Origin of the sequence: Lentzea indica (genome assembly GCF_012184385.1) — a bacterium.
Taxonomy (GTDB): domain Bacteria; phylum Actinomycetota; class Actinomycetes; order Mycobacteriales; family Pseudonocardiaceae; genus Lentzea; species Lentzea indica.
The window spans coordinates 1-14,625 of the sequence record NZ_VSRL01000227.1; the positions used below are offsets into that span (position 1 = coordinate 1).

8 protein-coding genes and 2 pseudogenes are annotated in these 14,625 nt (G+C 67.8%); 7 read left to right on the forward strand and 3 right to left on the reverse strand.

The annotated features are described in order from the left end of the window. From FXN61_RS38310 to FXN61_RS38335, 6 genes and pseudogenes are all read left to right on the forward strand, one after another. On the forward strand, positions 1-1,976 hold a 1,976-nt coding region (locus FXN61_RS38310; protein WP_167978804.1), incomplete at its 5' end, for a hypothetical protein. A gap of 23 nt (positions 1,977-1,999) precedes the next feature. Further along, entirely contained in the window at positions 2,000-2,305 is a 306-nt protein-coding gene (locus tag FXN61_RS38315; protein WP_167978805.1) for a hypothetical protein, read from the forward strand. A 229-nt stretch (positions 2,306-2,534) separates the two neighbouring features. After that, entirely contained in the window at positions 2,535-3,650 is a 1,116-nt protein-coding gene (locus tag FXN61_RS38320) for an ROK family protein (RefSeq protein ID WP_167978806.1), read from the forward strand. 128 nt (positions 3,651-3,778) lie between these two features. Next, positions 3,779-4,951, forward strand: a complete 1,173-nt coding sequence (locus FXN61_RS38325; protein ID WP_167978807.1) for an ABC transporter substrate-binding protein — start codon at positions 3,779-3,781, stop codon at positions 4,949-4,951. A 153-nt stretch (positions 4,952-5,104) separates the two neighbouring features. Next, positions 5,105-7,806 (forward strand): annotated as a pseudogene (locus FXN61_RS38330) (immunoglobulin-like domain-containing protein). A gap of 172 nt (positions 7,807-7,978) precedes the next feature. Beyond that, a complete protein-coding gene (locus FXN61_RS38335) occupies positions 7,979-10,234 on the forward strand; it encodes a cellulase family glycosylhydrolase (protein ID WP_167978808.1) in 2,256 nt (751 codons plus the stop codon). A 43-nt stretch (positions 10,235-10,277) separates the two neighbouring features. Here FXN61_RS38335 and FXN61_RS38340 read toward each other — a convergent pair whose 3' ends face one another. Beyond that, positions 10,278-11,318 (reverse strand): LacI family DNA-binding transcriptional regulator, encoded by a 1,041-nt coding sequence (locus tag FXN61_RS38340; protein WP_167978809.1) that lies wholly within the window; start codon positions 11,316-11,318, stop codon positions 10,278-10,280. A 404-nt stretch (positions 11,319-11,722) separates the two neighbouring features. Between FXN61_RS38340 and FXN61_RS38345 the strand changes: the two genes are divergently transcribed. Further along, on the forward strand, positions 11,723-13,606 hold the full coding sequence (locus FXN61_RS38345; protein WP_167978810.1) for a DUF1996 domain-containing protein: 1,884 nt from the start codon (positions 11,723-11,725) through the stop codon (positions 13,604-13,606). Between the two features lie 35 nt (positions 13,607-13,641). Here the strand turns inward: FXN61_RS38345 and FXN61_RS38350 are convergent, their stop codons facing one another. Together FXN61_RS38350 and FXN61_RS38355 are read right to left on the reverse strand one after the other, a co-directional pair. Beyond that, positions 13,642-14,412: an ESX secretion-associated protein EspG gene (locus FXN61_RS38350; protein WP_167978811.1), complete on the reverse strand. Its 771-nt coding sequence runs from the start codon at positions 14,410-14,412 to the stop codon at positions 13,642-13,644. Beyond that, positions 14,409-14,625, reverse strand: a pseudogene (locus FXN61_RS38355) (hypothetical protein); the annotation flags it as partial. The pseudogene FXN61_RS38355 and the gene FXN61_RS38350, both read right to left, overlap by 4 nt.

Consider the following 14,625-nt stretch of genomic DNA (forward strand, 5'->3'; position numbering starts at 1 on the left):
CGCCCGCGTCGCCGACGTCGTCCGCGGCGGACTCGTCCGCCCCTGCGTCCTCCGTCTCTGCCGCTTCGCCGACGCGCGGACCCGAACTGTCGCTGGAGCTTCCGGCGGGCAGCACGTCCCTGACGTTCAATCAGCTGCTGCAACTGGAGTCGCTCGCCGAACGACTCACCGAGGTGCAGGCGGCGCGCGCCGCTCAGGGCCTCCCGGCGCCGATCGTCGAGATCACCGGCGAGCACGCCGCGCACGTGGCCGAACTGCTCGCCCGCGAGGTCTCGCTCGAGATCACCGTGGCCCCCGGCCGACCCAACGCCGCCGACGTCCACCTCCACCTCGACGACGCTGATCCCGGCACTCCAGCCCCTGGAGTGGACGACCAGCTCTTGGATTTGGTCACGGCAGCGATGGAAGACGCTTCACCGCTGATGAAGTCCGTGAACTCCGTACTGACGTCGAACCCGCAGAAGTACCTCCACCACGAGTCGGGCCTGCACCTGTTGCGGGCGTCGGTGGTGCTGGACACCAGGACCGACGAGATCGCGGATTTGATCAGCCGGCATGGTGTTGACCACGTGGCTGACGCGTTTGTTCGCCAGTTCGAGCGGCCGATCATCGAGACGGCTCAGCGCGAGGCGTTCACCGATACCGAGGCCGGGCGGGCGGCGTTCGGCGCGTGGGCGCACCAGTTGTGGGACACGATCAACAACACCCCGCAGCTGGCGCAGGATCCGGAGTTGCTCGCGGGCGAGATCTTCAACCACGACAAGGGCTACAACCGCGCCACGAACTTCGCCCAGCAGGCCGCGCTCGCGTCGATCATGGGCCCGCCACCCCTCGCCGAGACCGTCGCCAACCGTGCTCGCCCGGACGAGGACACGTCGGCGAGGGCGATGTGGCTGTTCCAGGTGCTGGCGGACGCCAAGCTGATCCCCGCCGATGCCAGCGTCAGCCCGGAGCAGTTCACCGCGGCCATCAACGACAACCGCGCCGAACTCGAAGCAGGTATCGGTGTTGAGCTCACCGACCGGCTCACGGCGGAACTCCGCGAAGAGCTGCAGTCCTACGGCATGGTCGACGACGCGAGCGACACGGACGAGCCGGGCACGAGCGCACCGGCCATCAGCATCGACGACCAGCTCACGGCGTTGACAACCAGTGCGATGGAGAACGCCTCGCCGTTGATGAAGTTGGTGGAGAGCACTCTGCGGTCGAACCCCCAGAAGTACCTCCACCACGAGGCGGGACTGCACCTGCTGCGGGCGTCGGTGGTCCTGCACACCAGGGCTGACGAGATCACCGGGCTGATGGCGCAGCACGGCCTCGACGCTGTGGCGAGGGCGTTCAACCAGCAGTTCGAACGGCCCGTCATCGAGACCGAGCAGCTGCGGGCGTTCGATGCTGGCGACCGCACGGCGTTCGGCATCTGGGCGCACCAGTTGTGGGACACGATCGACAACACGCCCCGGCTCGCCGGTGACCCGGAGGAGCTCGCTGGCGAGATCTTCAACCACGACAAGGGCTACAACCGCGCCACGAACTTCGCACAACAGGTCGCGCTCGCGGCCGTCATGGGGCCGCCGCCGCTCGGGGACGCCATCAGCCAGCGTCCGGTGCAGGGCGACGACCACGCCGCGTGGGTGTACCAGGTGTTCACGGATGCGGGGCTCATCGCCGCGGACGGCACGGACACCGCGACCCGGTTCACCGAGCTCGTCCACCACCACCGCGCCGACCTCGAACCCGCTCTCGGGCAGCTGGACGACCAGCGGATCGCCGAGTTGCGGCAGGAACTCGTCGACATGGTGATGCTCGACGACGACGTCCCGTCGCAGGCCGACCCCGTTGGCGACACCTTGCGGTACCTCGCCAAGACGTGCTCGCGCGGCCCGCTCCGCCGCCGACGACGCCGAACGGGCTGTACGCCGCCGTCGCGCACATCACGCGCGGCGACGCGGCGACGTTGCGGAAGCACGTGGTGAACAGGGCCGCCAACGATCCGGGCGTGGCCAGGGCCGTGGCCGACTTCACCGCCGGCAGGCCGATGCAGCCTGGACACCTCAACGGCGCACTGGTGGAGAACCTCAACTGGAGTCTGCGGCCCGACGAGGACGAGAACCGGAGTGCGGGCAACGCGCGCGATCTGCTCGGGCACCTGATCGCGAGCCACCTGGGCGTGAACGTGGTGATCCATCAGGGCGGCGGCCCACCGGTCGTGCTCGCCCCGCTGGGCGGCCACAGCCAGACCTCCGTGGAGGTCGAGCTGGTCGTGGTGAACGGGCAGGCCACCTACCGGCCGCACCAGAGGTAGCCTGCAGACCCGCGACGCTGCCCAAGCATCAGCCGACTGGCCCAGTGCGCGACCGCTGACATCTACTCAGAGTTGCCTTCGTCCAGGTGTGCCCGAATCATGGTTGACGGTGCAAACATCCTGGTGAGCCAGCCGATCACACTTCTGCTGACCGTTGAAAGAACCCCTTCAAAATTGAATGAAGATCACGTACTGTGCCCGATCGGAGCGCAGTACGAGGAACAGGTTCATGCGACTGAAGCATTCGGGCGATCTGAGGCGGGCACACCGCGTCGAGGTCGTGCGGAGCTTCTACGGTGGCGAACCGCGGACGCGGCTGGAGCTGGCGAACCAGCTCGGCCTGTCCGTCGCCACGATCGGCACCATCGTCGGTGAGTTGACGAAAGCCGGTTTCCTGAAGGAGGCGGCGGGAGCACGCACCGGTGGCGGGCGCCCTGCCACGCAGCTGACGTTGCGCGGCGGTGGGTCGCTGGTGGTGGGGGTGGACGTCGCCGAGACGTACGTGACGGCCGAGTTGTTCGACCAGGCGATGGCGCGACTGGCCCGGAAACGGGTACCAGTGTTGGAGAACGCGCCGGAAGCCGTGGTCGAGCACGTCCTCGCAGCTGTGGCCGCCGTTCGGCGGCAGGTGTACGAGGCACCGGTCAGTGCGATCGGAGTCAGCCTGCCGGGGCAGGTCGAGGCGCGGTTGCGGCCGCTGCTCGAACGACGCTGGGACGTGCCGGTGTTGCTGGACAACCCGTTGAAGGCGATCACGCTGGCCGAGCAGATGTTCGGTGCGGCGCGCGACCAGGACGACGTGATCGTGGTCAACCTGGGCACTGGCGTCGGTCTGGGAGTGGTTGCGGGCGGCCGGTTGCTGCGCGGTGCGACGAACAACGCGGGGGAGTGGGGACACACCGTCCTCGAGGCCGGTGGGCAACCTTGCCGGTGCGGGGGTCGCGGGTGCGTGGAGGCCTACGTCGGAGCCGGTGCGCTGATGCGCCTGCTCGAAGGCAGCCCGTTTCTCGTGTCCGGCGACCAGGATGCGACGGTGGCACGGCTCGCGGAAGCCGTGCGGCTGGGCGACTCCGCGGCGCTGGAAACGCTCACCCGGTTCGCCCGTCCTCTCGGTCTGGCGCTCGCCAACGCCGTGAACATGCTCAACCCGGAGTTGATCGTGTTCGGCGGGTGGGTCAGCGCCGCGCTCGGAGAGCCGCTCGTGTCAGCGGTCACCCCGGTGATCAAAGAGTACGCGCTCGCTACCCCTTTCGAAGCGGCGACCGCCGTTCTGGGCAGGCACCTGGACAATCCGGTGTCCCTCGGAATGGCCGTGCTCGCCTTCGAAACCCACCTGCTCGACTGAACTTCCGAGGGGATCCATCCATGGGGCAACGCCGCCCGTTCAGAGCCATGTCCGCAGTCGTTGCCTGTTTGGTCGCGTCCGCATGTTCCTCCAGCACATCAACGCCGACACCTGAACCCGAGGTGACGGTGGCGGTGTGGGGCAGCGAACAGGACGCCAAGACCTATCAGCAACGAGTCGAGCTCGCCGGCGACCGCGTCAACGGCGTGAACGTCAAGCTGTTGCACGTCCCCAACAACGGCGACTACGGCACGAAGATCCAGTCGATGATCTCGGAGGGCAACCCGCCCGACATCATCCAGGTCGCCGAGTCCGTGCACAGCTACAGCAGCAAGAACCAGTTGCTGCCGCTGAACAACTTCATCGAGACGGAGAAGCTCGACCTCGTCGGGAGGTTCGGCGAGCGGGCAGCGCACTCCTACGACCGCGAGGGCAAGACGTGGGCGCTGCCTGACCGCAACGGGCCGATGGTCCTGTACTACAACAAAGATCTCTTCGACAAGGACGGTGTCCCGTACCCGACCGCCGACTGGAAGTGGCCGGACTTCCTGGCCGCCGCGCAGAAGCTGACGGTCAAGGACGGGGACAAGACCATGCGCTACGGCTTCGCCGCCGGCGACTGGTGGCCGTGGTGGATGGCGTTCATGCTGCAGAACGGTGGCCGGATCCTCGACGACGCGGGCAAACCGGTGATCAACTCGCCGGAGAACGCCAAAGCGATGCAGTTCTACGCCGACCTCGTGCACAAGCACCACGTCGCGCCGTCCAAAAAGGACTACGAGGCGCTGAAGATCTCCAGTCCCGACCAGCTCTTCGCCCAGGGCAACGCCGCCATGATCATGACCGGGTTCTGGAACATCGCCGCGCTCAAGGAGACACCGCAGGTGCGGTGGGGCATCTCGCCGCTGTTCAAGAACACCAAGCAGGCGACGATCTCGTTCCAGAGCGGCCTGGCGATCACGAAGTCGAGCAGGCGACCCGAGCTCGCGTTCAAGGTGCTCGACTTCCTGACCAGTGCCGAGGGGCAGAAGCCCATCGCCACCACCGGTCAGGACGCGCCCGCGAACCGCGAGGTGCAGGACAGCGAGGAGTTCCTGCGTCCGGCGTGGGCCATCGGCGACGTGAGCATGGACGCCTTCAAGCAGTCCGCCGAGTTCGCTTTCGCACCACCGATGACGCCGGAGTGGGGCAGCATGCAGAAGGCGTTCGGGACGATCATCGGTGAGATCTGCGACGGGGTCGTGACCCCGAAGGACGGCCTGGCAGCCGCCCAGCGTTCGCTGGAGAACCTGGGCAAGTGACGGCTCGGAGGGCGGGGCCTGCCCGCCCCGTCCTCCGGGTTCATTGACGATCTATCGAGCGCCAGCTATGTTGGCGCTCACTTCCGGGACTGTCCGCGTGTTCCCCTTTGCACCCTGTTCTGGGCACCTTCGTGCCCGTCGGGAAAGGCCGGCATGTCCTTTCGTCATCTCACCTTCACGTCGGTGCTCGTCGCGGTCACCGTCGCCGCGGCAGGCCTCGGGATCTCCACGACCAGTTCGGCGGCAACGCTCGACGACGGCCTGGTCGTGCACTACGACCTCACCCAGACCTCCGGCACCACGGTGGCGGACACCTCGGGGTTCGGCCGTGACGGCACGCTCAGCGGCGACACGACCTGGCTGGGCGCGGAAGGTCTCCGTCTCGGTGGCGCGAACGGTCACGTCCGCCTGCCCGACAACGTGATCCGCGGGCTCACCGACATCACCGTGTCGGTTCAGGTCGATCTCGCCGCCGACCAGTCCGTCCCGTACTTCGTCTGGGGCCTCGGCAACACCGGGAACGGCTACCTGTTCGCAACGGGTGACCGGTTCCGCGCGTCGATCGCGAGCGGTGACTGGTCGACCGAGCAGACCGTCGACAGTGGACGGAACCTCGCGCGGGGCAGCTGGCGCACGATCACCTACACACTGGGCAGTGGCACCGCGGTCCTTTACGAGGACGGCGTCGAGGTCGCCAGGAAGACCGGCGTGACAACCACTCCCGGCTCGATCGGTGACGGCACCACTACGGCCAACCACCTGGGCCGCTCGGTCTACCCGTCCGACCGGTACCTCAAGGGAAAGGTCAGGGACTTCCGCCTCTACGGCCGTGTGCTGAGCTCCGGTGAAGCGCGCGAGCTCGGGAAGGGGACGGCATCGGGCCGCCCCGCCACCGACGTCGCGGCGCTCGATCTGGGCGACACCTCGGCCGTGACCGACGATCTCACACTGCCCACCAGAGCTGCGGGCGGCTCGGTGATCTCGTGGGCGTCGAGCAGGCCCTCGGTGGTGTCGGCGACCGGCGTCGTCACCCGGCCCGCGCCGCGGACGGGCAACGCGACGGTGACGCTCACCGCGACCGCCTCCTATGCCGGGTACACCGCCGAGCGCGACTTCGCCGTGACAGTGCTGGAGGACATCACCGACCGGCAGAAGGTCGAGAACGCGTTGAAGGACATCGTGATCCACGACGAGGACGCGATACGCGGCAACGTCACGCTGCCGTCCAAGGGCGCCCGCGACGTGACGCTCACCTGGCAGAGCAGCGATCCCCGTGTCGTCACCGCTACAGGTGAGGTGACCCGGCCACCGCACGGATCGAGGCCGCGCATCGCTCGTCTCTCAGTCAGGGCGACGAAGGGGTACACCAGCAACACCCGCTACTTCACCCTCACCGTCCTCCCGCTGCCCAAGAAAGCGGCGATGGAGGGTTATCTGTTCGCCTACTTCACCGGCGAGGCCAGCCAGGACACCGAGCAGGTGCACTTCGCGGCCAGCCGGGGCAACGACCCGTTGCACTGGGACGAGCTCAACGGCGGCCGTCCGGTGCTGAGGTCGAAGCACGGTGAGACCGGCGTGCGCGACCCGTTCATCATCCGCAGTCCGGAGGGCGACAGGTTCTTCCTCGTCGCGACCGACCTGCAGATCAACGACGGCCGCGGCTGGGACGCGGCGATGCGGCACGGCAGCAGGTATCTGGAGATCTGGGAGTCCACGGACCTCGTCACGTGGTCGGACCAGCGTCACGTCCTGGTGTCGGATGCGACAGCCGGCATGACGTGGGCCCCTGAAGCGACGTACGACCCGTTGATCGGCGCCTATGTCGTTTACTGGGCGTCCAATGTGTACGCGCCCGGCGACACGGACCACACCGGCTCGACGTACCCGCGGATGATGTACTCGACCACCCGCGACTTCCGCACGTTCACCACCCCGCGGGTCTGGAACGACCCGGCCGGGGCGTGATCGACTCCACGGTTCTCAGGGACGGCGAGTACTACTACCGCCTCACAACCGACGAGAAGGTCATCGGCTCGTGCACGCGTGACATCGTGCTGGAGCGCTCGAAGGACCTGCGGGCGGTGGACCTTCCTGGGACCGGGCCGCGCAACTGGGAGCTCGTCGACGACTGCATCCGCACCGGGCTCGGCACCGACTGGGTCGAGGGTCCGACGGCGTTCAAATCCAACGACGGCAGCAAGTTCTACGTCTTCATGGACGAGACGCCGCGCCGCGGCTACATCCCGTTCGTCACCGAGTCGCTGGCGAACCCGAACTGGTCGATCCCGGCGGACTACCAGCTGCCTGCGAAACCCCGCCACGGCACGGTGCTGCCGGTCTCGAAGGCCGAACTGGAACGGCTGCGGCAGGGCCCGCCACCGGTGCGTGCCAACAAAAAGGACGTCGTGGCCGACTACGACCTGGCAGGCGGCTCGGGCCCGGCCGTCGCGGATATGTCCGGAAACGGCCGTACGGCAACGATCCGCGGCGACGTCACCCGCTCGCCGGCCGGGCTCGTCTTCAGCGGGAAGAACGGCCATCTGCAGCTGCCGGACAACCTGACGACCGGGCTCGACCAGATCACCGTCTCCGCGCAGGTGTGGATCGATCCCGCGCAGCAGGCGCCACATTCCCTGTGGAACCTCGGCACGAACAACGCGGAGGACACGTTGAAGGCTTTGCCACGCGGCAATTGGCACACGGTGACGTACACGTTGTCGAACAGCACTGCTCATCCGTTCGACAACAATGTCGAATTCGGCCGGCACTTCCACGGCAAGGTGCGCAGGTTGACGGTGTGGAACAGGGCTTTGACCGCGCAGGAGATCCGCGCGGTGCAGAACGGCCAACGCTGAACCGAAATTTGTCCACAGGACAAGCCGATGTCATGGGCTTGTCCGCAACGGACAGGCTGCGACGGTCAGCCACTCGGCGGTATGGCACCGGATTTCCACATGGTTACAGTCCGATTTCTGGGAGCGTTCCCAGAAATGGACTTCCCCTGTCGGACATCCTCAGGAGGTCGTTTTGACCTGGCGATTTCTCCGAGCGGTGGTGGCCGGTCTGCTCCTGGCGGCCTGCGCGGTCATCGCTCCAGTCCCGGCCAGTGCCGCCGCGCCCGCGCGGATCATGGCGCTCGGCGACTCCATCACCGGCTCACCGGGTTGTTGGCGGGCCTTGCTCTGGAAGCACCTGCAAGAGACCGGACACACCGATGTCGACTTCGTGGGCTCGCTCCCGGCGTCCGGGTGCGGCTTCACCCACGACGGCGAGAACGAGGGCCACGGCGGGATCCTGGCGACGAACATCGTGCGGGACAACCAGCTTCCCGGCTGGCTGTCGTCGGCACGCCCTGACGTCGTGCTGATGCACCTGGGCACCAACGACGTCTGGAGCAACATCCCGGCGGCCATGATCCTCAACGCCTACACCACGATGCTCGGCCAGATGCGGGCCAGCAATCCCGCGATCAAGCTCGTCGTGGCCCAGATCATCCCGATGAACCCGTCCAACTGCTCCGCCTGCGGTCAGCGGGTGGTCGACCTGAACGCCGCGATCCCCGGCTGGGCGCAGGCGAACAGCACGGCGGCCTCGCCGATCACCGTCGTCGACCAGTGGACGGGTTTCAGCACCGCGACGGACACCACCGACGGCGTCCACCCCAACAGTTCCACCGGTATCCAGAAGATCGAAAGCCGGTGGTACCCGGCCGTGGTCGCGGCGCTGGGCGGCGGCCCGTCGGCGGCAGGCCTGCACGTCGAGGGCACGCGGGTCGTCGAGGCGAACGGCACCCCGTTCGTGATGCGAGGCGTGAACCACGCCTACGTCTGGTACCCGAGCCAGAACAGGGCCTTCGCGGACATGAAGTCCTTCGGCACGAACACCGTCCGCGTGGTGCTCGGCAGCGGCCAGCGATGGGGGCCGACGCCGGCCGCCGAGGTCACGAACGTCATCTCGCTGTGCAAGCAGAACAAGATGATCTGCGTGCTGGAAGTCCACGACACCACGGGTTACGGCGAGCAGAGCGGCGCCGCGTCCCTGGACCAGGCGGCGACCTACTGGATCAGCGTGGCCAACGCCCTGAAGGGCCAGGAGAACTACGTCATCATCAACCTGGGCAACGAGCCGTTCGGCAACAACGCGTCGGTGAGCGCCACCTGGGCGAGTGCGACGAGCAGCGCGATCAGCCGGTTGCGCGGCGCCGGGCTGCAGCACCTGATCATGGCCGACGCGCCGATGTGGGGCCAGGACTGGGGAAACATCATGCGCGACAACGCGGCCTCGGTGTTCAACGCCGACCCGCAGCGCAACACGGTGTTCTCCATCCACATGTACGGCGTCTACGACACCGCGGCCGAGATCAACGCGTACTTCGACGCGTTCCGGACCGCAGGCCTGCCGTTGGTGGTGGGGGAGTTCGGGCACAACCACAGCGATGGCGACCCGGACGAGAACACGATCATGGCGCAGGCGCAGACCCGCGGCCTCGGCTACATCGGCTGGTCGTGGAGCGGCAACAGCAGCGACGTCGGCTACCTCGACATGACCAACTCGTTCAACCCGGCGAGCCTCACCCCGTGGGGCGAGCGGTTCCTCAACGGTGCCAACGGAGTCCGGCAGACGTCCAAGGAGGCCACCATCTTCGGCGGCGGTGGCGGCGACACCGAGCCGCCCTCCACACCGGGCACTCCGGCCGCCTCGGGTGTGACGCCCACGGGCCTCACCCTGAACTGGGCGGCGTCAACGGACAACGTCGGCGTGAGCGGTTATGACGTGTTCCGTGCGACGGGCAGCGGTTCGTTCGCGCTGGTGGGTTCGACGGCGTCGACGACGTACACGGACAGCGGTCTGTCTCCGTCGACCTCGTACCGGTATCAGGTGCGGGCCAAGGACGCGGCCGGGAACGTGTCCGCGTACTCGGGCATCGTGACGGCGACGACGAGCGGCGGCGGCTCCAGCACGTGCAAGGTCGGCTACTCGGCCCAGAACTGGGGCGGTGGCAACGGGTTCACCGCGAGCGTGACCATCACCAACACGGGCACGAGCGCGGTCGACGGCTGGACCCTGGCGTTCAGCTACGCGAACGGCCAGCGGGTCACCCTGCCCGGTTGGGGTGCCACGTTCGCCCAGTCAGGCGGCAACGTGACCGCCACCAACATGACCTGGAACCGCGCGCTGGCACCGAACACGCCGACGAACATCGGATTCAACGGCACGTACAGCGGCTCCAACCCGGCGCCGACCTCGTTCACCCTCAACGGAAGCACCTGCACCACCGCCTGAACCGATCGCCGGCCCTGGCGACATCGCTGTCGCCAGGGCCGGTTCAGGCCGACTCGCGGACGACGAGCTCGGTCGGCAGGATGACCGTGGCCGGTCCTTCGCCGTGGATCTGGGCAAGCAGCTGGCGCACCATCATTTCGCTGATGCGGGTCCACGGCTGGCGGATCGTCGTCAGCGGAGGGTGCACGGCGGTCGCGACAGGTGAGTCGTCGAAGCCGCCGACAGCGATGTCATCGGGCACGCGCAGGCCCGCTCGTTCGATCGCCGCCAGCGCGCCGTCGGCCATCAGGTCGGAGGCGACGAACACCGCGTCGAGGTCAGGCGCGGCGGTGAGCAGCTGCTGCATGCCCGCATCACCGCTCGCCCTGGTGTAGTCGCCGTGCGCCACCAGCCGCTCGTCGTACGCGATGCCGTGTTCGGCGAGCATCCCGCGGTAGCCCTGCAACCGTTCGAGCCCACCGGGGGTGTCCAGCGGGCCGGTGATGGTCGCGACACGCTTGCGACCGGACTCGAGCAGGTAGCGCACCATCGTCCTGGCGCCCTCGTGGTCGTCGGACGACACGTAGGACAGCGCGCCACGCTCACCGAGCGGCTTGCCGCAGCAGACGAACGGCAGGTTGGCCTGCCGCAGGTGGTCGATCATCGGATTGCCGCGGTGCGAGGAGATCAGCAGCACGCCGTCGACGTGGTGCGTCGACAGGAACGGCGTGACGCGGCGGCGTTCGGCCTCGGTGCCCGCGGTGATCAGGATGAGCGGGATGTCGTGCTCACCGAGTGCCGTGGTGCACCCGGTCAGCAGCGTGGTGAAGTTGGGGTCGCCGAACAGCCGGTCCTGGGTCTCCGACAGCAGGAACGCGACACAGCCCGCGCGCTGGGTCACCAGGCTGCGCGCCGCGCGGTTCACCACGTAGCCGAGCTTGCGGATCGCGGCGTTGACCGCGTCCCTGGCGGCAGGGCTCACGTTGTGCCCGCCCTGCAGGACGCGCGACACGGTGCCACGGGAGACGCCGGCGTGCTCAGCGACGTCGATGATGGTCGGCGGGCGCTGGCCGCGCGCCCGCCGTCGTGGCGCTGTGTCCGTCATCGGCCCTCATCTGCTGCGGTCGGTGGCCACGACTTTACGACTCCGTGCAGCAGGTCGACCCGCCAGTGGCGATGAGGAGCCGGGAACAGCGCTGTCAGGGGAATGATCGACAACAGCGGTCCGAGATCGTGACCGTGCGCGGTGCGGTGCCGGTGTGGTCCTACGTGGACGGAGCTGATTCCGGCCTCGGGATCCGAGTTTCTTATGGGTGACAGCGTTGTCGGTCACCTCAGGTAACCGCCCGATGCGGTAAGGGTGATCTTTACGCCCCGGCAGCCCGGAAAACGCTTACTACCCCATCAGGGCTGGATTTCTTACCAACTTGTGACGCGGCACTCGCGGTTAATCCGGACAAGCGTCTGGCACGTACTCCTGATCATGCACGGCACGACCGAGGAGGACGTATGACACACCGCATAACCGACAGACGGAAGTTCCGCCTGATCGCCTCGTTGTCGGCGGTGGCCGTGGTGGCCGCCGGCACCGCCACCGTGGCACTGGCCGCGAAGAACGGTGACCCGGCGCCAGTCGGTGCGTTCGTGCGCATCGAGCAGGTCGGAAAGAACGTCGTCAACCCGAAGGTGCAGCAGGGCGGCACCAGCGGTGTGTTCACGGTCGACTGCGGCACGAACGAGAAGGGCAAGTTCAGCGCCGACAACCCGGTGGCCCAGCCGGGGCTGCCCCACGGTGCCCAGCACGTCCACGACTTCGTCGGCAACCTGTCGATCAGCGCCGAGTCGACCGACGAGAGCCTCGAGGACTCGGAGACCACCTGCAAGAACGGCGACAAGTCGTCCTACTTCTGGCCGGTCGTGCGGATCAACCCGAAGGCGAACACGACCTCGTCGGGGTCAGGTCCTGACAAGATCAAGGAGGCGGGCGCACCCCACATCGCCTGCCCGTCGGTCTCCGACCGGCTGCCCGCCGTGCCGCAACAGGCGCGCGGCGAGGTGGACCGCAACCTCGAGCTGCTGGACAAGCAGGTCAAGGAAGCCAACGACCGGGTGGCGCGCAACGAGAACCCCGGTGACCCGAACTTCGTGAACAACGCGATCCTCGGCCCGCTGCGTGACAAGCGAGTGGCCACTCTGGACCGCATGGCGATCGCGATCGGTCGCAACGCCCCCAAACCGAACCTGACCTCGCTCGCCGACTGCGAGCTGTTCTTCGGCGCCGGACACGGCGGCAACGGCCAGGCCCCGCGCAAGTTCAGCGGCCAGCCGGGCGGCTCCGAAGGACACGGTGAGCACGGCGATCACAGTCAGGCTCCGCGCAAGTTCGCCGGCCAGCCGGGCGGCTCGGGCGACGACGCGACCCCGACCGTGAAGTGTCCTTCGGTGCGCGGCGCGCTGGGTGCGGTGCCGGACCAGGCGATCGCCGAGGTGGACCGCAACCTCGCGTTGCTGGACAAGCAGATCGCGGAGGCGAACCAGCGGATCGTGACCACCAAGGGGCAGGGCGGCCCGAACTTCATCAACAACGCCATTCTGGGGCCGTTGAAGGACAAGCGGGTCGCCACGATCGACAGGATGGCCATCGCGATCGGCCGCAACGCCCAGAAGCCGCAGGGTCTGGAGCGTCTGGCGCCGTGCAAGCTCAGCAACGACAACGCGGGCGGCAACGACAACGGCGGCGGTAACAACGGCAACAACGGCAACAACAACGGCGGCGGTAACAACAACGGCGGTAACAACAACGGCGGCGGTAACGCGGGCCTGGCGGTTCCCTCCGGGCCGAACCTGGAACTCGTCGGCAACAACGGCAAGATCGTGCGGCCGGCCCAGGTGAAGATCGAGTACCGCGGCAACGCGACCAGCAAGGTCACCGCCATGCCGAAGTTCCTGAAGATGGTCGTCGGTGACGCGAAGCCGACCAGCCGTGGCCCCGCCAACGCCCGCGCCACGTGGACCTGCAGCGGGTTCGAGGACCGGCTGGCTGACAAGTACGTGATCTGCCCGAACGGCAGCAAGGTCATGCGCGTGCACGACTTCGCCGGTTGCTGGGACGGCAAGAACGCCGACAGCGCCAACCACCGCGACCACGTCGCGTTCGCGGACAAGAAGACCGGCGCGTGCCCCAAGGGCTTCAAGGCGATCCCGCAGCTGCGGATCAGCATCTCCTACAACATCGCGCGGGACGTGCAGGAGAAGGGCCAGTACCAGCTCGACGCCTTCCCCGAGGAGAACCACAACCCGTTCTCCGACCACAACGACTTCGCCAACGTCAACTCCGACCAGACGATGGCGCAGATCGTGAAGTGCGTGAACGACGGGCGCAAGTGTTCCTGACGTCGTGAGGTGGCGGTGCGACCCGCACCGCCACCTCAGACCGCGGCGAGCACCGAGTCGATGCGGTGGGCGATGCGCTCGTTGTCGGTGGGCGCGAGGCTCAGCCACCCGTTCTCGTTGACCATGAGATACCGGCCCTGGTGGGTGTCGAACCAGTTGATCACGACGTGGGCGCGGTCGGCGGTCAGCTGTGAGCTGACGCGGCTGACACCGAACTGGCCACCGCGGACCCGGCCCGCCGCGAGCTCGGCGACGACAGCGGCGTCCTGGCCGGACAGGCCGGCCTGCTCCAGCGCCTGCCGCTCATCGAGCTCGTCGTCGCCCCACGGGTCTTCCGACTCCGGCGCGTTCTCGTGCAGCTGCACGGCCGTGTGCAACGCGTCCAGCGGTACCGACAACCCGGAGCCCGGACCGGCGACGCCGTCGGGCAGCACGTCCACGACGGACCGGGCGAGGCCGGTCGGCCGGACCTCCAGCACCCCGACCTGGTCGCCGTCGATGATCACCAGTGCCGCCGATTCGCCGTTCGACACGGCCAGCGCGCGCACCGTGCGGTCGAAGTAACCGACCGCGTCCACCGCGACGTCGTGCTCGGCCAGCAGGTGCAGCAGACCGGTCAGGTCGTGGTCGTACATCAGGCCCCGGCAGGCAAGCTCGTCGCGGACGTCGTGGTCCATGCTGCTGCGTTCGGACTCGGTCGCGCCGTGAACCGGCACGTCCAGCGGATACGGCAGCCTGCCGAGCTCGTGGTGCCGCCACAGCACGGAGAGCTCGGCCTGGGTCAGCAGGAAGTCCGGGGTGATCACGTGGTCTGCTCCGGCGTCGGGGGTTGCTTCTTCTTCGGCTTGCCGCCGCCGATCACCGACGGTGGCAGGTCCGCGCCCGGCACCTCGAACAGGTCGCCGCTCGTCAGGTACGACGCAGCGCGGTGCTCCTTGTCCTCCTCGCCCTTGCCGGACATCGGACCGCCCATCGGGCCACCGCCGGCCGGCGAACCGGCGCCGGCCGCTGCCGCGGCA